This is a genomic window from Streptomyces sp. NPDC003247 (assembly GCF_042888135.1).
In the GTDB taxonomy this organism is placed as follows: domain Bacteria; phylum Actinomycetota; class Actinomycetes; order Streptomycetales; family Streptomycetaceae; genus Streptomyces.
Genome location: NZ_JBIAPF010000005.1, coordinates 376,005 through 397,014, shown reverse-complemented (window position 1 = coordinate 397,014; position 21,010 = coordinate 376,005). Strand labels below are relative to the sequence as shown.

Below are 21,010 nucleotides of genomic sequence, written 5' to 3'. Positions count from 1 at the left end.
TAGGACTCCGTTAGGTCTGTGTGTCGGCCTTGTTCAGGGGCACGGTGAGTGTGTGGACGCACATGAAGTGAACCGTGTCCGGGCGACGTTGGCGTTATTCGTGGCGGATGTGTTCGCCTCGGTGCCGCGCAAGGACCAGCGGGCCAAGGGCGACTGCTATCTGCGCGGACTGATGATGAACGGCCGCCGCAAGTCCATCCAGGCCATGGCCTCGCGGCTGCCGGACGGCAACGAGCAGAATCTGCAGCAGTTCGTGAACCAGTCCACCTGGGATCCGGTGGCGGTGCGCCGGCGGATCTCCGAGCGGCTGGTGCCGCAGGTCGTCCCGGACGCCTGGGCGGTCGATGACGTGTCGTTCCCCAAGGACGGCCGGATGTCGGTCGGCGTCGCTCACCAGTACTGCGGTGCGCTGGGCAAGCAGGCCAACTGCCAGGTCGCCGTCAGCGTGCACGCGGTCTCCGACACGGCCTCGTGCCCTCTGAACTGGCGGCTGTTCCTGCCCCGGGAGTGGGCGGATGACGCCGTCCGGCGCGAGCGGACCGCCGTGCCCAAGGAGGTCGGGCACCGGGAGAAGTGGCGCCTCGCCCTGGACGCCCTGGACGAACTGGCCGGATGGCACCTGGTGCCACCGGTGGTGGTGGCCGATGCCGGCTACGGCCAGAACGCCGACTTCCGCGCCGGCCTCGCCGCGCGGGACATCGCGTACGTGGTCGGAATCCGCGGCGACATCACCGTCCAGCCGCATGACGCCGTTCCCGCCGCCCCGGCCTGGTCCGGGGGCCGCCGGCCGGTTCCCCGCTACCGGCATCAACCGATGACAGTGACGGAGCTGGCCGCGGCCGCCGGACGGGAAGCCTTCCAGGAGGTGACCTGGCGGGAAGGCTCCCGCGGCCCGATGACCTCCCGCTTCCTCACGGTGCGGGTCCGGCCGGCCGGAGTGCGCTCGCGTCGGCTGGCCCAGGCGGCCGCGGTGGCCGAGCACGGCCGGTGGGACGGCGTCCTGCCCGAGGTCGCACTGCTGGCCGAATGGCCCGACGGCGAGGACCGACCGACCCGGTTCTGGCTGTCCGACCTGCCCGACGACACCCCGACCGCCGACCTGGTCCGACTGGCAAAGATCCGCTGGCGCATCGAGCACGACTACCGCGAACTCAAGCACGGCTTGGGCCTCGACCACTTCGAAGGCCGCTCCTGGCCGGGCTGGCATCACCACGTCACCCTGGTCACCGCCGCCCATGCCTTCCTCACCGAGCAGCGGCTGGCCCCAAAAGCCGACACACCGGACTCACCCTCTACCAGATCCTCGACGCCCTCCAGGACCTGCTGAACTGCTGGACCGGCACCTGCACCACCTGCCACCAACCTCTGCCCAGCAGGACCACACCAAGATCAAGACAGACCTAACGGAGTCCTACTAGCACCGGATGGCCTGCGCCCGCTGCGACTTCTACACCCCCAAGAACTCCAGCAAGGCCCAACTCCTCGAAGCCAAGGAAAACCTGCAGCGCATGCTTGCCTCAATCCCGCTGACCGAGGACGAACGCGCCGCAGTCGACGACGGCCATGGCGCCATTGACGCGCTCCTCGACCGTCTCGCCGACACGCCTACGCCCGCAGGGCCCACACCACGGGAACTGGGCCTCCCCGCCACCGTCACCATGCTGCCCATCGTGGAAGTCCGCCAAGGTAACGGGTGTCAAACCTGACTTACCCTCCCCGTCGGCGTGGAGCCTGCCCCCGTTCGCCTGAGGAACAGGTGGTCCGAGAGTCCCGGGGGACCAAAGTGGTTCGGCTGGAACCGCCCTGTCGTTCTGCTCCGGCCCATGGCTAGGGTCCCCATTGTTTCCCTGTACACGCATTCTTGGGACAAGGGGGCTTCCCATGAGATCCACAAGATCCATCAGGAAGCGGCGAATATGCGTCGGGTTACTGTCCACCCTGGCGATGTGGGCCTCCGCCACAACCGCGTCCGCATCGGCCGCCACCTCGGACGGTGCCAACGGAGCGCCGGCACACGGACGGCTGCTGGATGTCATCGACGTCCCACAAGCCCTGGATCCGAACACCGCCGAGGCGGCGGCCAAGGGGACTGAGGAACATCAGGCGTTCAGCCCGGACACCAGCAGCGCCGGCGGAAACGGCGAGACGTGCGCCGCTGCCGCCAAACACGCTCAGGAAGGCGGGCAGTACGGATGCCTGAGCACGCCGGCCACCGGCTCAGGAGCTGGAACCACCAACAACACAACAAAAAATGATGAGACGTCACCAAACATCGCCGCCTGCTCGACCGAGGTTGGCGTCTACACCTACGACCGGTTCAGCTCCTGCCTCGGAAACGGACAAACCACCTACACGCTCTACCAGATCGTGGACGGCGTACCAGAAGTCATCGGTACTGCGTTGCTCAAGGTGACCGCGACCATGCAGCTGAACCAGACCAGCGTGGCCTGGCAGGAAGCGCTCAGCGTCACCATGGAATCGGCCTCGTCGACCATTCCGAGCCTGAACGTGTCACTGACAGCCGCCTGCGCGGCGCCCTGCACCGCCAGCGACCCGACCCCCTGGACGGGCGCACCCTCAATGGTGACCGGAACGACACTCTCCGGATCGGTGGGGTACACCGACACACCAGCGGCGGGACTGTCCGACTCGTTCACGACGTCGTACACGATGGTCGTCACGCAGCCGGGCGTCACACCGACCGACCCGGAGGTCAACTGGACCCACCCGGTGACCATCCGGTGCGACAACGCTGTCGGTGCGTACCCGGGTTGCGTGTTCCCGTCGGCACGGGCCGACCTGGTGTTGCCGATCAGCCAGTACGACGCCGCCGCCGTCACCTACTACTGGGCGCAGATCTCCCTGCCCGACAGCTGGGGGGACGGAACCCCCTTGCGGCGGCTGGCCAGTGAGACCGCCGCGGAAAGCAACCGGCGTGCCACGTGTGAGGACGGCACCTTCGTGCCGTTCGACGACGACGTCGTCGTGGACGACTCCTGCGACGAGTTCCCCTTCGCGGGCACGGTCGAGGGAGGTACCGTGGGAGGGCTCTGCGCGGACATCGTGCCACTGTTCGAGGACGGGCAGTGGTACATCTACGAGGCAAGCGCCTCCAAGCCGGTCACCTACCAGGAACCGTGCGTACGTGGCCACGTGCCACTCACCTACAACTCGGCCGCGGGCGGGAAGTACGGCAGCTTCGTCCAGACCGACCGTGTCCTGGACTCCGAGAGCTTCAGCGTGACCATCACCGACTGAAACCACCTGATGCGCAGCGCCACAACGGCCGTGCCCCGCGCCGCCTGGTCGCACGGGGCACGGCCCTGGACGGACGAGGAGAGCCATCATGGATCTGGGGTCCAACCCGTGGGAGTGGGCCACGGACAGCCGGTATCCGGTGTTCTGCCTGACGTTCACCCGAGGCAGCACACCCGATGCCGTCCTGGGCGCCTACGGCGTGGCCCCGGGCCAGGCCGCCATCCGTACACAGGCGGAGAGCGGCGCCCTGCTGCCCCGCGGGGGCGGCGGGACCCTGCTGCGGGTGGGGACGCTGGCAGAGAACTGGGTCTACTGCTACGAGGACCTGGAACCCGAGGGCCTCAAACCCACCGTTATGGCCCGGCTTTCGCAGGGCACGGAAACGGTCCGCGTGTTCAAGGGTGCTGACGGGCTGCGCACCCTGGACCACTACCGCGACGGACGCCGCACGGAGAGCGTCGAACTGTCCACCACGCCCGTCGTACGAGGCGAAGGCCCCCACACCCTCGCCTCCGCCCTCCGGCAGGCGCTGGGCGCGATCCCCGCCACCGCGAGCTCCAGCGGCTCAGCGCCTTCAGTCCTTCTCCTCGGATTGGACGTCGCCGGCCGATACGTCGGCGGTGTACTCGACGCCCAGACCCTTCGGGGCCCCTTGCTTACAGCCTTCCTCCCCGATGCCGACCGCGCGCCGCTCCGGCCCGTCCGCAGCCCGCCCACCGGGTCGCCATCGCAGACCACGGCGGCCGCCGACGCCGCAGCGGCCAAGCCCGGACGGCCGCTGGGCGTTCTGCCGCCCGCCCCAAGGAGCCCGGGCAGCCATCCCAGCTGAAGTACTTGCGACCGCGGGTGACAGTAGGGGGCGGTTTCCAGGCACCAGAACCCCTCTTCTTTCACGAGCAGACTCTGTCGAGGGCTCTCGACATAGGCGGGGGTTAAGCCGATTTCCCCAGATCTCTGCTGAACCGTCCCTCACGCTCCGCGTCCGCCAAGCGGTCCTTCGGGCTGTCGCAGAGACGTCCTCACCCTCACCGAGCGTGACACCGTCACTTCCGGTGCTGCAGTCACCGGCACGCCCCTTGACAATCCTGATTCCACATAATGCCGAGATCGTCATAGTGCAGGTCCCAGCCGAGGGCGCGGAGCGGGTCAAGGCCGGGATCGCCGATCGCGGTGGCGCGGGCCAGGTGGCGGGGGGAGACGTAGATGTCCCCGTCGATGGTGTCGTGGTCGTCGTGAGGCACAGGATCCTGGAAGGTCGAGGCGGGACGGGTCAGGTGGCGGGCTGCCTGGCGGCTGTCAGGCCGACTGATGGCGACGGCATCCGGGCCCAAGCCGACCCGGTCCACGCTGCTGATCCGGTAGTGGCCAAGACCAGCCGGGGGAACGCCGTAACGGTCATCGCGGACGTGGCGACATCCGCCGCACGGGGGAGTAGAAGCTGCCCAAAAGCCCCTCCGGTGGGTGCTTCACGGTATGTGGTGTCACGCGGCGACGTCGTACGCGCTCTGGTGGTGCTCCCGCTGCTGGTGGGTGTCGGCCCACTCGGTCAGCAATCGGTTAACCTCGCGCAGTCCGGCGGCGTCACCGTCCTGTTGGCGCCACTCCGTCACGGTCGGTTCGGACAGCAGGACCATGACGCTGCGGATCCGTTCGCTGAAGTTGCTGACACGACTGGGGTAGTTGTGGTGGCGGGCCCAGCGGGCCGTGGCGTCGTAGAGGTCGGCAAGGTCGCGGCCGGCCGGGGTGAGCCCGAGGCCGGAGCGAGAGCGGTCGAGGAGGCCGAGCGTGTCCGCCTGTGCTACGGCCTGCCTGATCTGCGTGGTGGACAGGCCGGTCAGGGTCCGTGCCAGTGCGCGCGACGGGATGGCTCCATGGTCGTCGATCTCGCTGACCATGCGGATCAGACCGGCCGAGGACAGGGCCGGGCACACGCGCTGGAGCCGCTGGTGGGAGAGGACGGGGTTCATCGGCGGATTCCTCCGATCGGCAGGGCCGGCATCGGGCGGGCCGGGGCGGCGTGGGAGAACAGGTCGGTGCTCTGCCAGGTCGGGCAGTGTGCAGGCTGCTTCTGCGGCGCCGGGGCCGGTCGTGTGGAGGGGGCCGGGGTGCGGGCCTGGTGGCTGAGCCATGTCCGTGAGGGCCGCGCTGCATGGTCTGGGCCCCAGACGGGATGACGTGCGGCCGTGGCGAACGGCTGTCCGGCCGACCAGGCGGACAGCGCCCCGAAGACCGGCCCGAGGCCCTCGCCGGCGGTGGACAGGCGGTAGGGCTGTCCGGTGCCGTCGGTGTCGACCAGGCCGTCGGCCACAAGCTGCCTCAGCGGCGGATAGATGTTGGTCCACTCGTTGCCTGGCATGACCGTCCGGGCCAGTGCCAGGCCGCTGGACTCACCCCTGATCTTGAGCGTCCACAGGATCGCGGCTGCGTGCCGCCGGGTGAGCAGGGTGAGGCTGTCCTCGATCTGCTCGATCGCGGGCAGTGGCCCCTCTGGCTGCTCCAGATGCTGCTCGGCCCAGGTGACGATCAGGGGCAGCGTCGGCAGCAAGGTGGTGGTGCGGTCGGTATGACCGTAGGTGACATGCCGGGGATCGTGCTCAGTGCGCTGCATGAGGCCGGCGTCGCACAGAGACCGCAGCTTCGGGTGGAGCTGGCTGTCGCGCAGCCAGGACAGCTTGTCCGCGATCTCGCTGTAGCGCAGCGGCGGGCCGGAGAGGGCCAGCAGAATGCGCACGTTCCAACGCGGGGTGATCATCGCGAGGGACTCGGAGACCCGGGCGATATCGGCATCGGTGTCGGGAGGCAGACCGGTGAGGGACAAGACGGGAACTCCTGTTACGTAAAAACCGGGAAGTCGGTCAGCAGCTCGGGGCGGCGCTCGTGGCCGGGACGGCGGAGGCAGGCACCGGCGGAGTCGAGGGAGGGGCTGGGGATGCGGCCGGCTCGGGTGGGGCGACGCGCCCCAGGCTCCGGAGCACGGCCTGGACGGTCTGGGCCTGGACATCGCGGATGGCGACGGCTTCAGCGAGGCGGCGGGCGCAGTCGAGGACGTGAGACACCTCGTGCGTGCCGATCCGCCGCTCCGGGTGAATGAGTTGAATGAGGCGGTCGCGGTAGAAGGTGATGCTGCGCTCGGCGAAGGCGAGGTCGTGGCGCATCGCGAGGAGCGCGGAGAGCATGCCGGGCGGCTGATCCTCCGCGTGGGCTTCGAGGGCGGCGAGCGGCGCGCCGTACAGGTCCTCGATCTGCCTCGCGGTCTCGGTGGAGGTCAGGTGGGGCAATCGGCTGGACATTTCACGGTCGGCGGGCCCTGGCCGCCCCGGCACTCTGCGGTGCCGGGGCGGCCGGGGGCAAGGTTGCGGTCAACGTCGGCTGCGTCAGACGGACGGGCCGCGCACGCTCGCGGGGAGGCGGCATGGTGTGCAGCAGACCGTCGAGGGCACCGCGGTAGCCGTCGCGGGCTTCGAGAGCCGCTTCGAGCCATTGGGCGTCCATGCGCAGGTCACCGGCGGACAGCTCGTTCATGTCCCGCTCGGGGTGCATGGCGTGGTGGACGCGGTCACGGACCCGGGCGACCTGTTCCTCGGCCAGGGCGAGGAAGGACCGCAGTTCCAGCGCGCGGGTCAGGGCGGCGGAGGCTTGGGGGCCGGCGGCCGTGTCGTACAGGTCGTCGACCGGGGCGCCGAAGACGTCGCTCAGCCGGCCGTCCGCGGAGCTGGGCTTGGTTCGGGAACTCACCGCACCGCGCTCCTTCCGGGCTTCGAAGCGGTCGCGGCACGGGGTGGTGCGGTGGTCGGCACGGCCGGGCCGTCCCGGCGTGTTCCGCGGATGCGGGCCAGCCGCTCGGCGGCCAGGTCCTGCTTGCCGGGAGCGTTCGGGTTCAGGAGCCACCGGACGACCGTGGCCCGCCCGTCGCGTACGGTCACGGCCGCGCCGACGCGGCTGACCAGGTCCCGCGACGGGCCGGCGGCCTCAGGGTGCTGTGACTGCAGCACCCTGAGCAGATCGTGCTCCGCTCGGTCGAGCACCGCCTGCGACTCGAGGAGCAGGCCGTGCCACTTGACCACACCACCGGCCATAGGGTTGGCCGTCGGCTCGGCGGCCACCGCCGCCCTCAACTGGTCCACGCTCATCCCGAACCGGGTTTCGATCTGCTCGGTGAGCACACCCACAACATCGCCTCCGGGTATGTCGTCGGACAACGGGATTTCTCTCCTCAAAGCGTGGTGACGCTGTCACTCTCGGGGCGGTGGCAGGGCTGTCGGCTCGGCAGAGGGGCTGCCGGGCATCTGGGAGTGGCTCAGTCGAGACACATGCGGACATCGCGGTAGACGTAGGTGCCGGAGACCCAGCCCTTGATGCCTGTGGTCTTGTCGGTGATGTGGCGCCAGTTGCCTCTGGACTTGTGCACGATGAACTTGTGGCTCTTGTACAGAACTCCGACCGCGGCGGACTTCGTGGTGGCCTTGGAGCGGATGGTGACGGCCTTCGTGTGGACCGTGTACGGCAGCGGAGGAAGACTGCGGCAACTGCTGGAACTGGCGATCGTCGCCGCATCGGCGGCCGGCGCGGCATTGGCGGCGGGGGCGGACAGCACCGGCAAGGCGAGTGCTCCGACCATCGCGGCGAATATGGCGAATCTGTGTGAGCGCATGCGGAAGAAACCTCCGAACGGGGCAAGGGAGAAATGCACGAGAGATGGCCGGGGAGTTGCCCCTGCGGCCGGTATCAGAGTCCGGAGAATTGCCGGTTTGGCCAACCGGCGATCGTCGGCTATGTTCCGCCGCGCCAACCACACTCAGAGTGACCGGCCCGGCGGTCGGGAAGCAGTCGCTTGCGGCACGACAGCCGACAGTGGAGACGGTAGCTTCGGACGAATAGGCGGCAGCGGCACCGTGGTACCGCTGAGGCGGTCGTAGCACCACGTCATGGCCTCGTGCACCGTGTCGAATGCGGCCTCCCGCAGGGTGTGGGTCCATGCCTGGCGGTCGACTTCCTCGACCAGGACGCGGAACGGTGACGGGGCGCGCTCGTCGAGGGCGCGCAGCGCGGCCAGGGTGACGTGGTCGTCGGGGTCGTCGCGGGTATATGACCAGCCCAGCGCGTAGTGGTCGCCGCCGTCCACGAGCCGGCGCTCCAGGGCCCGTGTCGCCGAGTCGGCGGGCACCGTGCCGAGTTCGGGGTCGAGCGCGATGGCCTCGGGCGGGCAGCCCCGGTGGATCAGCCAGGATTGCGCCATCGAGGGCAGCGGCAGCGTCTCCTGCTCGAAACGCAGCGTCCGGCTCTGGTGGTCCCGTCGCAGGTGGAGAGCGACGATCTGCGGCCTACCTGGGTGGTCCCAGGTGGCCGTGCGGTCGTACAGGACGTAGTAGCTGCGGGTGTCGTCGGTGGTGTGGTGCTGGGCGAGGACGTCAAGCATGTCGTCCTTCACGCCGATCGCGCGGTGGAACGCCATGCTGGCCTGCTCGTCGCCGTCCAGATTGCCTACCGGAAGTCCAGGCAGGAGTTGGGGTTCGCGTTGACGAGTGAGGCGGGTTCGTGTGAGGGCATGCAGGGTCAGCGCCGTGCTGTGCGGGTGGTCGGCCACGCACCCGGCACCGGCACCGGTTTCGACACGGGGGCCTGCTGGGGACGGCGGTGTGCGGCAAGCGCGGCACGGCCGACATCGGTCAGGGTGACCGGCTGGCCTGCGTGGACGGGGTGGCTGGTGTCGAGCTCGACGAGACCGGCAGCCTGCAAGCGTTGCAGGTCGGCGTGGGGGACGCGGGCGCCGGAGGCGGTCGTCACCGACAGGCGGCCGGTCAGCAGGTGCTCGTGGAGCTTGGCGCCGCCAGCGATGGCGAACAGCGCCGCCTGGTCAGGGGTGGACAGCGTCTCGGCCTCTCCGCCCGGTGCCGTACGGGCGGCGTCCTCGACCGGCTCCAGCGCCGCGAGCACCCTCTGCTCCACGGCATCACGGGCGTCGGCGGCCTGCTCCAGTTGATCCACGGTGCGGTCGATGCGCAAGAGCAGGGCGCCGTCGACGGGGAACTCGCCGCTGGACAGGCGGTGAAGAAGAGTGCGGTAGAAGGTCACGCCCCGCTCTGCCTCGGCCAGTTCACGGTGCCGGTCGACCAGCGCGGCGTGCGCCTCGTCGAGGAGGCCGCAGTCACGGTAGGCCCATAGGGTGTCGACGTCGTGGCCGGTGACGGCCTCGATCCGGTGGTCGAGCGAGGAGACCGCGCGCCGGGCTGTTGCCGGCGCGGGTTCGAAAGACATGGGAATCCAAGGGGTCAGCGGAGGGCGCGGTGAGCGGAGGTCTGTGCGGGGCGGGGCAGGCCCGGTACGGTGGACGGCAGCGGTGGCCGAAGGCCAGTGCCGCGTGCGGTGAGCTGTGGAGAGCGGGAGCGGGCCGCGTGTGTGCGTGCGCTGAGCGGACGGCGGGTCATTCCGAGGCGGCGGCCGACCTCGTCGTACACGTCGTTGTCCGCCCGTGGCCGGAGCGCGACGACGTGAATCTCCCGCTGGTGCGCGGCCGTCTCCGGAGCGGGGCGCAGGCCGTAGACGACACGCCATTCCTTGCGGGCGTCCACGACCAGCTTCCGGTAGCCCTCCAGATCGCCCGTGAGGCGGATCCCGAAGCGATCGGCGTTCACGACGTCCTGCAGCTGGGCCAGGGCTAGGTCACGGATGTCGCCGGGGGCTTGGAGGAGGTCGGTCAGGGCACGGGGATCGAAGCTCAGGCCGAAGGCTGGCTGCTGCTGCCCCTGGCTCACGACGCAGGCTCGTGCGTCTCATCGGCATCGGACGACTTCGCCTGCGCCGCCACTCTCTCGGACCGGGCCGAGGGCGGGGGGCCGGGCAGGAGCCGGTGCGCCGGCCGGTCCGGAGAGGTCATGCACGCCGACAGCGGTCCACCGGGTGCGCGGATCGCCGCGATGGCGTGGGTGAGGAAGTCCCGGTGCCACACGAACAGGCCGCTCAAGCCGGCTTCGGGGTCCTTGTGCTGCTGGTAGGCGAGCCACAGGGCGTGCAGCCAGGCCACGACGGCGTCGTGCTCCTGCCACTGCAGACACCAGGGTGCCGCCGTGGTGACCTCCGCCCCGTAGACCGGGAGCAGGAAGTCGTCGACCCAGTCGCTGAGCGCGTCGAGTTCGTCCTCGTACTCCTCGCCCTTCAGCTCCAGGAGGGGGCGGGGCTGCGGCGGCGCTGCCGGTGGCGGGCCTCCGAATGCGGGCATGCCGAACGCCGCGAATGGTGATCCGCCGGGCGGGGGTGGGGCGGAGGCGAGGTGGTCGAGTTGCTGGGCCTGCTGCGCTGACTGCTCCATCAGCCGCCGAACGCTGGCCTCGATCCCCTCCAGCTGGGAATCCGGGACCCGGACCGGCTCCAGCTCCCCTTCGAGAGGGGGCTGCACAGGGTCAGACATGACAGGGACGACCTCCTACGAGCCATGAAGATGAGGGAGACGGGAGCGTCGCCGAGCGGCCCTCCGCCCGGGGATGTGGGCGCGGCATCAGGTGACGAGGGCGAAGTCGTCCTGGGTGTGGGTCTGGCAGATCGTTTCCGTGAGCCGGTCAGCCGCGATGGACGCGTAGTGCTCGGTCTTCTCCACACCGATGAAGTCGCGTCCCTCCAGGAGAGCGGCGACGCCGGTGGAGCCCGACCCGGCGCAGAAGTCGAGGACGGTGCCCCGGTCGGGGCAGATCTTGACCAGCTCGCGCATCACCTCGACGGGCTTCTGCGTGATGTGCTGCCGCTTTGCTCCGGACGGCTGGGAGGCGGAATAGAGGCCAGGCAGGTAGACGGGGTTACGGGAAGCGTCGATCGGGCCCTTCGACGCCCAGACGACGAACTCGCAGTTCTGGGTGAACCGGCCCTTCTGGGGCCGGGCCGCCGGCTTGTGCCAGGCCAGCACCCCGCGCCACAGCCAGCCCGCCGCCTGGATGGCGTCCGTCGTGATCGGAAGCTGACGCCAGTCGGTGAACAGCAACGCCGTCCCACCGCTCTTGGTGAGCCGATGAGCCTCGGTCATGATCTGCGTCAGCCAGAACCCGTAGCTGCGCTGGTCCATGTTCTCGCCGGTGAAATCGGCCAGGGTGTGCTTGGCGTCGGCGGAGGTGTACTTCTGCTTCGCGCTGCGGCTGGTGCGCTCCTTCGCGGTCCTCCCGCCTGAGTTGTACGGCGGATCGGTGATCACCGAGTCGACGCAGTCGTCCGGCAGGCCGGACAGGACACTGAGCGCGTCGCCCTGATGCAGGGAAAAAGGCAAAGGGAAACCCCGATTCGGGTAGGGGGTGCGGAGGGATAACCGTCGCTCCGGTAAGTCCCCGCAGGGCTTGAAGCGGGCGTACAGAAGCCCAAGCCGCAGACCGGGGAGAGCGAGGGGAGTCATAAAACTGTAGGGGCGAATACGTCGACGACCAAGAAACGCCTCACTGACGGGCCGGAATCCGGCCCACCCCCAGCCGCTTTTTGGTCAACCGCCCATCCGCATCTACTGTTTTTGAACCGCCCGGCACACCAACGCCGCCCGGTTCCCTCTCTTCTCTTACGGAGGTTTCCCCTGCCCCGGCACACCTAGATCCGCTCTTGGCCGACGCGCGAGCGGCAACTCGCAGCGTCAACCGCCATTCCCTGTCGCCACCCCGGCCGTCGCGTTCCCTTCCACTGCTCCTCCGCACGCGGCGCCCGGACACCCCCCGAAGGAAACGGCCATGACGTCTCGTTACCCGCCCCTGCACGACACCGGTGACCCGCGAGCGGTCCGCACGGGTTGAAGGCGCTCGCCGCCGGCATCGGCGTCGTCTTCCTCTCCCCGCTCCTCCTCGCCGGTACCGCTATGACGATGGCGACCACCAGCGAAGCCTCCCAGTCCGCGGCCTTCAACTGCGCGCCCGACGTGGACACCGCCGAGATCACCGAGCAGGTGACCCGGATCCTCGACGGCGCGGACGCCTCCACCGTTCGTGTCGAGGGCCTGGACCTGCCCGGTGAGCAGATCCCGAACGCGCAGACCATCGTCGCCACCGGGATCAGCCTCGACGTGCCGAGCCGCGGACAGATCGTCGCGCTGGCCACCGCCCTGCAGGAAAGCCGGATGCGCAACCTCAACTACGGCGACCGCGACAGCCTCGGCTTGTTCCAGCAGCGGCCCAGCCAGGGCTGGGGAACTTCCGACCAGATCCGCGACCCCGTGTACGCGAGCGAGCGCTTCTACGAGGCGCTGCTCAAGGTGAACGGTTGGCAGCAGATGACCATCACCCAGGCCGCCCAAGCCGTGCAGAAGTCCGGCTACCCGGACGCGTACGCGCAGTGGGAAGCGCTGGCGACCGCGCTGCAGAAGGCCATTGCCGTCACCCTCCAGAGCAGCAGCACGGGCGACGCCGGAACGGACTCCGACGGGCCGACCGCCGCATCCGGGTGCGGCACCGCGAGCGACGGCTCCCAGTTCGGACCGATCCCCGAAGGCTCGGTCCCGGACGGCTATGCGATCCCCGAGGGCACCGACCCACGGGCCCGCAAGGCGATCATCTGGGCGATGGGCCAGCTCGGCACGATGTACCAGTGGGGCGGCAGCTGCACCGCGCCGCACGGCCCCGACCCGATGGGCCGCTGCGACTGCAGCTCGCTGATGCAGCAGGCGTACGAGCACGCCGGCATCACCCTCACCCGCACCACGTACACCCAGGTCAGAAAGGGCAAGGTCGTCTCGATGAAGGCGCTTGAGCCCGGTGACCTGCTCTTCAGCGGCGGCACCGCGGCACGCCCCGAGCACGTCGGCATGTACCTCGGCGAAGGCCTGGTCATCGAAGCTCCCCGCACCGGCAAGCCGGTCCGGATCACACCGCGGAAGGACTGGGACGTCCTCGCCGCCCGCCGCGTCCTCTGACGCCCGCGCCTCTTCCCGCGCCGCTCAACCGCCCTACCTCCCTCTTCTCCCACCTTCCCCGTCGGCCGGGTCTTGTCGGCCTGCGCACGCAAGGAGCCTCACCCACCCGTGTCACCGATCCCTGACCGTCTCATCCAGCTCGCCTACGACCCGGGCATTTCCCCGAAGGACGGCGGCCTGCCCGGCCTGTCCGTCCTGAAGAACGTCGTCAACAGCATCAACCTCTTCGGCATCGTCGCCGTCGTCGGAGCCCTCGCCGTCTCCCTCGGCGTGTGGGCCTGGGGCCACCACACCGGTGGCCACCAGGCCGAGGCCAACGGCAAGAAGGGCGCGGTCGTCGCGGCAGGCGCCGCGCTCGGCCTGGGCGCCGCCAACGGCATCGTCGCCTTCTTCTCCAGCCTGGGGTCGCAGATCCACTGATGCCGAAACGAATCTCCGAGTTCGGGGCCGGTTGGCCACCGAAGCGCCGCATCACCCTCGCAGCGGCCGGCCTGGCCTGCCTGCTCGTCCTCGCGGCCGTAGCCGCTCTCCTCGTCGGCCGCGACGGGCAGCACCCCACCTCGTCCAGCACCGTCTCGCCGGCCTCCAGTTCCGCCTCGCCCTCTACGGCGAGGGAACAGGAAGCCGGCACCGGGACCGTGGCCGCCCCACCGCGTATCTCCGATCCGGTTGCCTTCGCCAAGGCCGCCGCCGCCATGCTCTGGACCTACGACACCCGCACCACGAGCCGCGAGCAGCAGCTCGCCGGCATGAAGGCGTGGATGACGGACGAGGACGAGTACGGCGACTGGACGTCGGTGTCGTCACAGGTGCCGGACCCAACGCTGTGGTCGCGGATGGCCGACCAGAAGCAGCACGCCACAGCCGCCATCAGCGAGGGCCACTACCCGGCCGCGTTCCAGCAGGCCCTCGCAGAGAGCCCCTCGGAGATCACCAAGGCGTACATCTACGCCGTGACGGTCACCGGCCAGCAGACCATCACCTGGGCCGGGGACGGCGCAGGCGCGGAGGACCGCTCCGTCACCCTCGCCGTGCAGTGCCGGCCCTCGGCCGACTGCTCGCTCGTAGCCATCGCCCCGACCGTCGCGCCCTGACCGAAAGGAGACACCTTCATGGGGTTTTGTGACCTCCCGCTCGCGGACAAGGTCTGCTCGGTCGGTGAGGCCGTCGACTTCGTCTCCGACCCGGGCAAGGCGATCGGTGACTGGATGGCCAAGAGCGCCGGTGAACTCGCCGCCACCGCCGCCGACCTCGCGGCCAAGGCCGTCGACTCCACCACCAGCGTCGATCTGAACGCCGCCTGGTTCCGCGACAATTACGAGACGATCCTCCCGATCGGGCTGATCGTCTTGGTGGGCACGTTCTGTGCCCAGCTCGTGCGCGCCGCGATCCGGCGCGACGGGCAGTCCCTCGCCCAGGCGTTCACCGGCACCGCGTCCGGTGTGCTCTTCGCGTTCGCTGCCATCGCCTGCACCACGGTCGCCATCGAAGTCGTCGACGCCCTCTCCGACGGCCTGTTCCGAGCCGCGAACACCGACATCGCCTCCGCGGTGCGCCGCATCGTCAAGGTCAGCGCGCTGCCCTCGCTCACCACGCTCGGATGGCTCGTCGCCGTCGTCGCCGCCCTGGGCGCAGCACTCGGCGCCGTCATGTACTGGTGCGTGATGATGGTCCGCAAGGTCGGCATCCTCGTCATGGTGACCCTGGCGGTCTTCGCCGGGGCCGGCGGCGGCTGGGACGTCGCCCGCCGCTGGCGGAAGGGCTGGATCGAGGCCACCGCCACCCTTGTCGTCTCCAAGCTGCTGATGACGATCATCTTCGTGCTCGGTATCGCCGCCATGGGCAAGACCGACGCCGAGGACGGTCTGGCCGCCCTCGCCGACGTCCTCGCCGGCATCGTGATCATGGTGCTGGTCCTGTTGTGCCCGTACGCGACGTTCAAGTTCGTGCACTGGGCCGCCGAAGGGTCCGACGGCGAGACCTTGCACCGGGCGGGCGGCGCCGGCGCCCAGCTCGCCCGGCAGCACGCCGAGCGCGCCGGCAGGAAGGCCGCGGCGATGGCGGCCACCGCCGGTACCGGCGGTGCAGCCGCAGCCGGAGCCGGAGGCGCCCCGCAAGGACCCGACGCCGTTCCCGGCCAGGCCGGATTCCCCGGCGTCATCGCACCCACCTCGTCCGACAGCGGCCAGGACAGCGCGACGGGCTCAAGCCCCGCCGAGTCGTCCGATGGCGGTTTCAAGTCGGGGCTGGAGCAGACCGTCCAGGCGCCGCCGACCAAGGTCACCGACGACACCAGTGTCCAGATGGGCGGCAGCCCGGGTGGCGGCGGCACCGGCCAGCGCGCCGCTTGGCGGTCCACTCCGCCGACCACGAGCCCGCCGCCGCAAGGCGCACCCCCGTCACAGAGTGCGCAGTCCGCCGGCCCGCCGAGCGCCGCTACGACGAGCGGTCCGGCCTCCACGCCGCCTCCCCCGACCGGCCTCTGACCCCCTGCCCAACCCACCCAGGGCCGGGAGGCGCACCGTCTCCCGGCCCCGGCCCCGGCCCCGGGCCCGGGCCCCTCGCCCCTCGCCCCTCGCCCCTCGCCCCTCGCCCCTCGCCCCTCGCCCCTCGCCCCTCGCCCCTCGCCCCTCGCCCCTCGCCCCTCGCCCCAGGACTGTCCTCTTGTCCGATCTGTCCATACCTCCGGTGACGGTGAAGTTCCCGCACCGCTCCCGCCGCGGCATCCTCCTCGGCCTCACCCTCCCCCAACTCCTCCTGGTCTCCAGCGCGCTGGCCCTGCTGCTGTTGACGGTCGTCTCGACCGGGTTGCTCGGCGCCCTCGCTCTGGCTCCGCTCTGGGCGGTGGTCGCCGCGCTGGTCGCCGTCCGCCGCAGCGGCCGGTCCCTGATCGACTGGGCTCCGATCGCCGCCCGCTACGCCCACCGCCGCCGCACCGGGCAGACCCTCTGGCTCGCCCGGCCCGTCACCCGGCCCCGGCAGGACGGGATCCTGCACCTGCCCGGCAGCGCCGCCTCCCTCAAGGTCGTCACCCCCGGCGACTCCGCCAACGGCGCCGCCGCCGTCCACGACCCGCACCAGCAGACGCTCACCGCCATCGCCCGCGTCACCTCCCGGGCCTACGCCCTCCTCGACCCCGCGACACAGAACCACAACGTGGGTGCCTGGGCCCGGGCCCTGGCCGGCATCGCCCGCACAGGACACGTCGCCACCGTGCAGATCCTGGAACGCACCGTCCCCGACTCCGGTGACACCCTCACCCGCCACTGGACCCAGCACGGCCAACCCCACACCCCCATCGCCGGACAGATCTACTCCGAACTCGTCGCCTCCGCCGGCCCGGCCGCCGCCCCGCACGAGACCTACCTCGCCATCTCCCTCGATCTGAAGGCCGCCAAGCGGCTCATCAGCCAGGCCGGGGGCGGGCTGCCCGGCGCGTGCACCGTGCTGGGGCAGACCACCGCCTCCATCGCCCAGGCCGCCCGCAACGCGGGCCTGACAGTCACCGGCTGGCTGTCCGCCCGGGAGATCGCCGCCGTCATCCGCACCGCCTACGACCCCAAAGCACTCGCCGCACTGCAGCAGTGGTCCCCTGCCGGCCGCGCGGAAGCCGACCCCGCCGCCGCCGGGCCCGTGGTCCAGGTCGAGGAGTACGACCGGCTCGCCACCGACACCGCACGCCACACCACCTATTGGGTGGAGAACTGGCCGCGCACCGAAATGGGCGCCGGATTCCTGCACGGCCTGATGTTCACCGCCGGGGTCCGCCGCAGCCTCTCCCTCATCTACGTGCCCCAGACACTGGAGTCCGCGCTGCGCGACGTCCAGCGCAAAAAGGCCGCCATCATCGCCGACGCCAACGAACGCGCCCGACGCGGCCAGGTAGACAACGAAGAAGACTCCGTCGAGTACGCCGACGTCAAGCAACGTGAGCGGCAGCTCATCGCCGGTCACGCCGACGTCGCCCTGACCGGCCTGGTCACCATCAGCGCCGAGACCGACGCCCTCCTCGACGCCGCCTGCGCACAGATCGAGACCGCCGCAGTCACCGCCGGCGTCGACCTGCGCCGCCTGCTTTTCCAGCAGCCCGACGCCTTCCCCGTCTCCGCGCTCCCCCTGGCCCGCACCACCCTCTAAACCCGGCCACCACACCGGCCCGCTGGCAGGAAGGACCCCACCCCCTTTGCCCTCTCCCCCTCCTACCGGCGACGCGCACCCCTATCTGAGGGCCGCCACCGCCGGCGTCCGCCACCACACCCGCGCCCTGAGCCGCTCACGACGGCCGGAGGCTATGGACCGCACCCATGCCGACGTCCTCCACGCTCACCTAACCGAGCTGCACCGCCTCCTCGACCAGCTCGCCGAAACCGCCCGACCCCCGCATCCGGGAGCAGGCCGGCACCTGGCCGAAGCCCACAGGCGGCTATGGCAAGCCACGACAGCCATCCACGCGGCGTTCCACCTCCTGCCGACGGCATACGGCGACTCCACCGCGTGCCGTCCCGACCGGCTGCCCGAGGGACCGCCAGTCCTCACCATCTGCCAACGCCACCTCGCCGCCAGCCACACCATCCGCCGCAAGACCACCCCCACCGACCTCAGCCGCCCGCACACCACCACCTGCGCGCGGTGAGCACACCCGCCGAAACGAGGGCCATCTGATGAGCCACCGGCCCGACCGCCGCGCCTCCGCCAGCCCCCTGTTCACCCCCCACAGCACCGACCGGGCCAGTCGCAAGGCCGCCCGCCGCCAGCTGGCCGAAGCCGCTGCCAAAGCCCGCGCCGAAGCAACCATCCACACTGCAGGCGCCGCGCCGGCGGAACACGCCATGCCCGCGCCGCTCTACCCGGTCGGCGGACGCCCCGGGCCTGCCTCGGCCCGCGGGAACCGGCTGAAGCTGCCCGCGCACCGGATGACCACCGCGGTCGCCGCGGGAGCGTATCCGTTCCTGGCCGAAGGCGGACTCGGCGCCGAAGGCATCTACATAGGCCGCGACGTCCACGCCGAAGCGAGCTTTGTCTTCGACCCGTTCGCCCTGTACGGCAAGGTCGAAGGCTTCACCAACCCCAACGTGCTGCTCGCCGGCGTCATCGGCCAGGGCAAGAGCGCGCTCGCCAAGAGCTTCGCGCTGCGCTCAGTCGCCTTCGGCTACCGCGTCTACGTCCCCTGCGACCCCAAAGGCGAATGGACCCCCGTCGCCAACGTCCTGGGCGGCACCTCCGTCGCCCTCGGACCTGGCCTCCCCGGCCGGCTGAACCCGCTGGACGCGGCCCCGCGGCCCGCCTCCGTCACCGAAGCCGACTGGAGCGGCGAGATCCGCAAGCGGCGGCTCCTGCTCCTCGGATCGCTGGCCCGCACCGTGCTCGGCCGGGACCTGCAGCCGATGGAGCACACCGCCCTGGACGTCGCACTCGACCTCGCCGTCACGCGCGCCACCGGCAGCGGCCGCACCCCCCTCCTCGGCGACGTCGCCGCCGCCCTGAACGACCCCGGCGCGCTGGACAAGGCCGCCGGGATGATGTCCGGGCGGCTCGGCGAGGCCGCCCGCGACCTCGCCCACGCCGTACGCCGCCTCGTCCACGGCGACCTGGCCGGCATGTTCGACGCCCCCTCCACCGTCGCCTTCGATCCCACCTCGCCGATGCTCACCATCGACCTGTCCCGGCTCGGCGGCTCCGGCGACGACACTGCCCTCGTCCTCGCGATGACCTGCGCCTCCGCCTGGATGGAATCCGCCCTCACCGACCCCGGCGGCGGCCGGCGCTGGATCGTCTACGACGAGGCATGGCGCCTGATGCGTCACCCCGGCCTGCTCCAGCGCATGCAGGCCCAGTGGAAACTCTCCCGCGGCCTGGGCATCGCCAACCTCATGGTCATCCACCGGCTTTCCGACCTGCTCACCGCAGGCGACGTCGGCTCACAGGGCCGCGCTCTGGCTGAAGGTCTCCTGGCGGACTGCTCCACGCGGATCATCTACCGGCAGGAAACCGACCAGCTCCACGCCGCGGCCTCCCTGCTGGGCCTCACCTCCATCGAGACCGATGCCATCGCCCACCTCAACCGCGGACGCGGCCTGTGGAAGGTCGCCGGCCGGTCCTTCGTAGTCCAGCACCTCCTCCACCCCCGTGAGCTGGCGCTGTTCGACACCGACGCCCGCATGCACTCGTCCGGCCCACAGATCACCATCCCGCAGGCCCGACCGTCCATGGTTCCCCGGACGCAGCAGACAAGCCACCGCTGACCCCACCGAGAGGCTTCGCCCCTTTGCCTACTGGTCCTCAATTCGCCTTCGGCACCCATCCGCAGCATGGTCTCGTCGCCGCTGCCGTGTACTCCGCCGTGTCTCCACACTTGGCACACTGGCTGCTCATGCGGGAGCAGTTCGAGCCCGTGCCAGACGCCCCGGGCCTGTTCCGGCTCACCGACCCCGAGCGCGACGGGCCACGCCGGGCCCGGCAAGCCGTCCACGACCTGCGACACATCGGATACGCGGTCCACGCCGACTACACTCTCGCCACCGTCGCCCCTACCGGCCCGCGCCTGGTGAGTGCGGGGCACCGCAGCCGTCCCGCGCAGGCCGCTGCCCGCCGCTCACCGCAGCAACGCGCGCCCGCCACCTCACTGCCGTCCGCGCGACCGCTCCCTCCACGGCCCGCCTACGCCCCCACGGTCCACCTCACCGCCGGACGGCCGCGGTGACCGAACCGATCCGCATCACCCGTGAGCAGGGCGGCGAGGTGGAAGTCACCGGCCCTTACGACGCCTTCGTCGTCGGCCTCCTGCGCCGCGCCGGCTTCCTCATCCAACCGGCACTCGGAGGCCACTGGGTCCGGCTCCCCTTCGACCTGGGACGCGACTGGGAGAACGAACGCGCCACCTGGGCAGCCGAAATGCTGGCCGCCGCCCGTTACCCCGTGCTCCTCGGTCCCGGCCTGCGCCACGAGTCACCCCGCCCTGGCATCGCGACGGCGCGGCCCCCGGCCATGACCATGCAGGCGCCGCCCGGGCGGCGATGCCACTGAAACGGGACCCACCAGGAGAAGCCGATCCCCGAGGCCACGCTCGGCCGTCAGCTCGTTTTACTCGCCCAGGAGGTGACCGACGCGGTGGAGGACCTCAGCACCACGTCCCGGCACCTCCTCGGATCCGGCCCCGGCCCCGCCGTGAACGCCACACGCCCGATACCACCGCCTCGCACCCCAACCGCCGTGCGCCGCCCGTAGCGCACCCCAACCGCCGTGCGCCGCCCGTAGCGCACCGCAACCGGACGTCGTCCACTCTCCCCGTCATTCACCGTTTTCAAGGAGATCCATCCATGGCTGTCCGTACCGCATGGACTGTCCAGCACCAGTGTGGTCACGCAGCCATGCATGACCTGTCTGACCGGCCCGCTGATCGCCGGGCGGGGTTCGCCCGCTGGCTCGCGAGCAGAGACTGCACCGACTGCTGGAAGGCCGCCCGCGAGAGCGACACCGCCGCCAAGGAGCAGTGGCTCGTCGCGAAGCGCGCCGAGGAGCAGCAGGCCGCCAAGGAGTGGGCGGCCAAGTTCGACATGCCGCCGCTGGAAGGTCCCGATCGGGCTTTGGACTGGGGTGAGCGCTCTCGACACCAGTTGATGACAGCCGCGCACACCGCGCTCGTCGTCGAGGACACCTGGGACGAGGCGGATTGGGCGACACTGGAGGAGAAGGCGCGCATGGTCACGCGGGCTGGGTGGTGGATCGATCAGCGCGACGCGGACGGCTCTGACCTGCTCGAACTCCTTGATGCCGCGACCGAGGCCGACCGCGGCACGGAGAACCCGTTCCGCTGATCCCAGCGGAACATAGCCGCGGATCGCCGGTGAGCCAAACCGGCGATCCTGCGGACCATTGTTCCTCCCG

26 protein-coding genes are annotated in these 21,010 nt (G+C 70.5%); 14 read left to right on the top strand and 12 right to left on the bottom strand.

Annotated features, from left to right (window positions below; genetic code table 11):
- Positions 1-52: 52 nt before the first annotated feature.
- The 4 genes from ACFYWQ_RS19315 to ACFYWQ_RS19300 all read left to right on the top strand — a co-directional run bounded on the left by ACFYWQ_RS19315 (position 53) and on the right by ACFYWQ_RS19300 (position 4,087).
- Positions 53-1,327 carry an IS701 family transposase gene (locus ACFYWQ_RS19315; protein ID WP_389518028.1) on the top strand — a complete coding sequence of 425 codons (1,275 nt, stop codon included), beginning with the start codon at positions 53-55 and terminating at the stop codon, positions 1,325-1,327.
- 97 nt (positions 1,328-1,424) lie between these two features.
- Positions 1,425-1,706: a hypothetical protein gene (locus tag ACFYWQ_RS19310; protein WP_389518027.1), complete on the top strand. Its 282-nt coding sequence runs from the start codon at positions 1,425-1,427 to the stop codon at positions 1,704-1,706.
- 175 nt (positions 1,707-1,881) lie between these two features.
- On the top strand, positions 1,882-3,258 hold the full coding sequence (locus ACFYWQ_RS19305) for a hypothetical protein (RefSeq protein ID WP_389518026.1): 1,377 nt from the start codon (positions 1,882-1,884) through the stop codon (positions 3,256-3,258).
- Between the two features lie 88 nt (positions 3,259-3,346).
- On the top strand, positions 3,347-4,087 hold the full coding sequence (locus ACFYWQ_RS19300) for a DUF6461 domain-containing protein (RefSeq protein WP_389518025.1): 741 nt from the start codon (positions 3,347-3,349) through the stop codon (positions 4,085-4,087).
- 232 nt (positions 4,088-4,319) lie between these two features.
- Here ACFYWQ_RS19300 and ACFYWQ_RS19295 read toward each other — a convergent pair whose 3' ends face one another.
- The 12 genes from ACFYWQ_RS19295 to ACFYWQ_RS19240 all read right to left on the bottom strand — a co-directional run bounded on the left by ACFYWQ_RS19295 (position 4,320) and on the right by ACFYWQ_RS19240 (position 11,506).
- Entirely contained in the window at positions 4,320-4,604 is a 285-nt protein-coding gene (locus ACFYWQ_RS19295; RefSeq protein ID WP_389518024.1) for a hypothetical protein, read from the bottom strand.
- Between the two features lie 135 nt (positions 4,605-4,739).
- Positions 4,740-5,225: a hypothetical protein gene (locus ACFYWQ_RS19290; RefSeq protein ID WP_389518023.1), complete on the bottom strand. Its 486-nt coding sequence runs from the start codon at positions 5,223-5,225 to the stop codon at positions 4,740-4,742.
- A complete protein-coding gene (locus tag ACFYWQ_RS19285) occupies positions 5,222-6,076 on the bottom strand; it encodes a winged helix-turn-helix transcriptional regulator (RefSeq protein ID WP_389518022.1) in 855 nt (284 codons plus the stop codon). The genes ACFYWQ_RS19290 and ACFYWQ_RS19285 overlap by 4 nt, the downstream gene beginning before the upstream one ends.
- 37 nt (positions 6,077-6,113) lie before the next feature.
- Positions 6,114-6,536, bottom strand: coding sequence for a hypothetical protein (locus ACFYWQ_RS19280; protein WP_389518327.1), 423 nt, complete (start codon positions 6,534-6,536; stop codon positions 6,114-6,116).
- A 13-nt stretch (positions 6,537-6,549) separates the two neighbouring features.
- Positions 6,550-6,993 (bottom strand): hypothetical protein, encoded by a 444-nt coding sequence (locus tag ACFYWQ_RS19275; protein ID WP_389518021.1) that lies wholly within the window; start codon positions 6,991-6,993, stop codon positions 6,550-6,552.
- Complete coding sequence (locus ACFYWQ_RS19270; protein ID WP_389518020.1) at positions 6,990-7,457, bottom strand: hypothetical protein; 468 nt, start codon at positions 7,455-7,457, stop codon at positions 6,990-6,992. Before ACFYWQ_RS19270 ends, ACFYWQ_RS19275 begins: the two co-directional genes overlap by 4 nt.
- Positions 7,458-7,555: 98 nt before the next feature.
- Positions 7,556-7,909: an SH3 domain-containing protein gene (locus ACFYWQ_RS19265; RefSeq protein WP_389518019.1), complete on the bottom strand. Its 354-nt coding sequence runs from the start codon at positions 7,907-7,909 to the stop codon at positions 7,556-7,558.
- Between the two features lie 144 nt (positions 7,910-8,053).
- Entirely contained in the window at positions 8,054-8,710 is a 657-nt protein-coding gene (locus ACFYWQ_RS19260) for a hypothetical protein (RefSeq protein WP_389518018.1), read from the bottom strand.
- A 101-nt stretch (positions 8,711-8,811) separates the two neighbouring features.
- On the bottom strand, positions 8,812-9,513 hold the full coding sequence (locus ACFYWQ_RS19255; protein WP_389518017.1) for a hypothetical protein: 702 nt from the start codon (positions 9,511-9,513) through the stop codon (positions 8,812-8,814).
- A gap of 14 nt (positions 9,514-9,527) precedes the next feature.
- Positions 9,528-10,010, bottom strand: coding sequence for a hypothetical protein (locus tag ACFYWQ_RS19250; RefSeq protein ID WP_389518016.1), 483 nt, complete (start codon positions 10,008-10,010; stop codon positions 9,528-9,530).
- Positions 10,007-10,564 carry a DUF4913 domain-containing protein gene (locus ACFYWQ_RS19245; protein ID WP_389518326.1) on the bottom strand — a complete coding sequence of 186 codons (558 nt, stop codon included), beginning with the start codon at positions 10,562-10,564 and terminating at the stop codon, positions 10,007-10,009. The genes ACFYWQ_RS19250 and ACFYWQ_RS19245 overlap by 4 nt, the downstream gene beginning before the upstream one ends.
- A 186-nt stretch (positions 10,565-10,750) precedes the next feature.
- Positions 10,751-11,506, bottom strand: a complete 756-nt coding sequence (locus tag ACFYWQ_RS19240) for a DNA-methyltransferase (protein WP_389518015.1) — start codon at positions 11,504-11,506, stop codon at positions 10,751-10,753.
- Between the two features lie 504 nt (positions 11,507-12,010).
- On the opposite strand from ACFYWQ_RS19240, the gene ACFYWQ_RS19235 reads away from it, so the two are divergent.
- From ACFYWQ_RS19235 to ACFYWQ_RS19190, 10 genes are all read left to right on the top strand, one after another.
- Positions 12,011-13,126: a C40 family peptidase gene (locus ACFYWQ_RS19235; RefSeq protein WP_389518014.1), complete on the top strand. Its 1,116-nt coding sequence runs from the start codon at positions 12,011-12,013 to the stop codon at positions 13,124-13,126.
- Positions 13,127-13,234: 108 nt separating this feature from the next.
- The gene (locus ACFYWQ_RS19230) at positions 13,235-13,546 is read left to right on the top strand and encodes a DUF6112 family protein (protein ID WP_389518013.1); all 312 of its coding nucleotides are present in this window, start codon (positions 13,235-13,237) and stop codon (positions 13,544-13,546) included.
- On the top strand, positions 13,546-14,220 hold the full coding sequence (locus ACFYWQ_RS19225) for a hypothetical protein (RefSeq protein WP_389518012.1): 675 nt from the start codon (positions 13,546-13,548) through the stop codon (positions 14,218-14,220). The genes ACFYWQ_RS19230 and ACFYWQ_RS19225 overlap by 1 nt, the downstream gene beginning before the upstream one ends.
- Positions 14,221-14,238: 18 nt before the next feature.
- Positions 14,239-15,612, top strand: a complete 1,374-nt coding sequence (locus ACFYWQ_RS19220; RefSeq protein ID WP_389518011.1) for an ATP-binding protein — start codon at positions 14,239-14,241, stop codon at positions 15,610-15,612.
- Positions 15,613-15,790: 178 nt separating this feature from the next.
- Entirely contained in the window at positions 15,791-17,263 is a 1,473-nt protein-coding gene (locus tag ACFYWQ_RS19215; RefSeq protein WP_389518010.1) for an SCO6880 family protein, read from the top strand.
- 46 nt (positions 17,264-17,309) lie between these two features.
- Positions 17,310-17,759: a DUF6238 family protein gene (locus ACFYWQ_RS19210; RefSeq protein ID WP_389518009.1), complete on the top strand. Its 450-nt coding sequence runs from the start codon at positions 17,310-17,312 to the stop codon at positions 17,757-17,759.
- Between the two features lie 28 nt (positions 17,760-17,787).
- Positions 17,788-19,368 (top strand): VirB4 family type IV secretion system protein, encoded by a 1,581-nt coding sequence (locus ACFYWQ_RS19205; RefSeq protein ID WP_389518008.1) that lies wholly within the window; start codon positions 17,788-17,790, stop codon positions 19,366-19,368.
- A gap of 128 nt (positions 19,369-19,496) precedes the next feature.
- The gene (locus ACFYWQ_RS19200; RefSeq protein ID WP_389518007.1) at positions 19,497-19,826 is read left to right on the top strand and encodes a hypothetical protein; all 330 of its coding nucleotides are present in this window, start codon (positions 19,497-19,499) and stop codon (positions 19,824-19,826) included.
- On the top strand, positions 19,823-20,149 hold the full coding sequence (locus ACFYWQ_RS19195; protein WP_389518006.1) for a hypothetical protein: 327 nt from the start codon (positions 19,823-19,825) through the stop codon (positions 20,147-20,149). Before ACFYWQ_RS19200 ends, ACFYWQ_RS19195 begins: the two co-directional genes overlap by 4 nt.
- A 293-nt stretch (positions 20,150-20,442) precedes the next feature.
- Positions 20,443-20,940, top strand: coding sequence for a hypothetical protein (locus tag ACFYWQ_RS19190; protein ID WP_389518005.1), 498 nt, complete (start codon positions 20,443-20,445; stop codon positions 20,938-20,940).
- Positions 20,941-21,010: the final 70 nt, after the last annotated feature.

Coding starts and splice junctions, on each gene's coding strand:
- ACFYWQ_RS19190 (WP_389518005.1), top strand. CDS start 20,443: ATGGCTGTCCGTACCGCATGGACTGTCCAGCACCAGTGTGGTCACGCA.
- ACFYWQ_RS19290 (WP_389518023.1), bottom strand. CDS start 5,225: ATGAACCCCGTCCTCTCCCACCAGCGGCTCCAGCGCGTGTGCCCGGCC.
- ACFYWQ_RS19310 (WP_389518027.1), top strand. CDS start 1,425: ATGGCCTGCGCCCGCTGCGACTTCTACACCCCCAAGAACTCCAGCAAG.
- ACFYWQ_RS19300 (WP_389518025.1), top strand. CDS start 3,347: ATGGATCTGGGGTCCAACCCGTGGGAGTGGGCCACGGACAGCCGGTAT.
- ACFYWQ_RS19220 (WP_389518011.1), top strand. CDS start 14,239: ATGGGGTTTTGTGACCTCCCGCTCGCGGACAAGGTCTGCTCGGTCGGT.
- ACFYWQ_RS19265 (WP_389518019.1), bottom strand. CDS start 7,909: ATGCGCTCACACAGATTCGCCATATTCGCCGCGATGGTCGGAGCACTC.
- ACFYWQ_RS19255 (WP_389518017.1), bottom strand. CDS start 9,513: ATGTCTTTCGAACCCGCGCCGGCAACAGCCCGGCGCGCGGTCTCCTCG.
- ACFYWQ_RS19260 (WP_389518018.1), bottom strand. CDS start 8,710: ATGGCGTTCCACCGCGCGATCGGCGTGAAGGACGACATGCTTGACGTC.
- ACFYWQ_RS19200 (WP_389518007.1), top strand. CDS start 19,497: ATGCGGGAGCAGTTCGAGCCCGTGCCAGACGCCCCGGGCCTGTTCCGG.
- ACFYWQ_RS19205 (WP_389518008.1), top strand. CDS start 17,788: ATGAGCCACCGGCCCGACCGCCGCGCCTCCGCCAGCCCCCTGTTCACC.
- ACFYWQ_RS19305 (WP_389518026.1), top strand. CDS start 1,882: ATGAGATCCACAAGATCCATCAGGAAGCGGCGAATATGCGTCGGGTTA.
- ACFYWQ_RS19225 (WP_389518012.1), top strand. CDS start 13,546: ATGCCGAAACGAATCTCCGAGTTCGGGGCCGGTTGGCCACCGAAGCGC.
- ACFYWQ_RS19245 (WP_389518326.1), bottom strand. CDS start 10,564: ATGGAGCAGTCAGCGCAGCAGGCCCAGCAACTCGACCACCTCGCCTCC.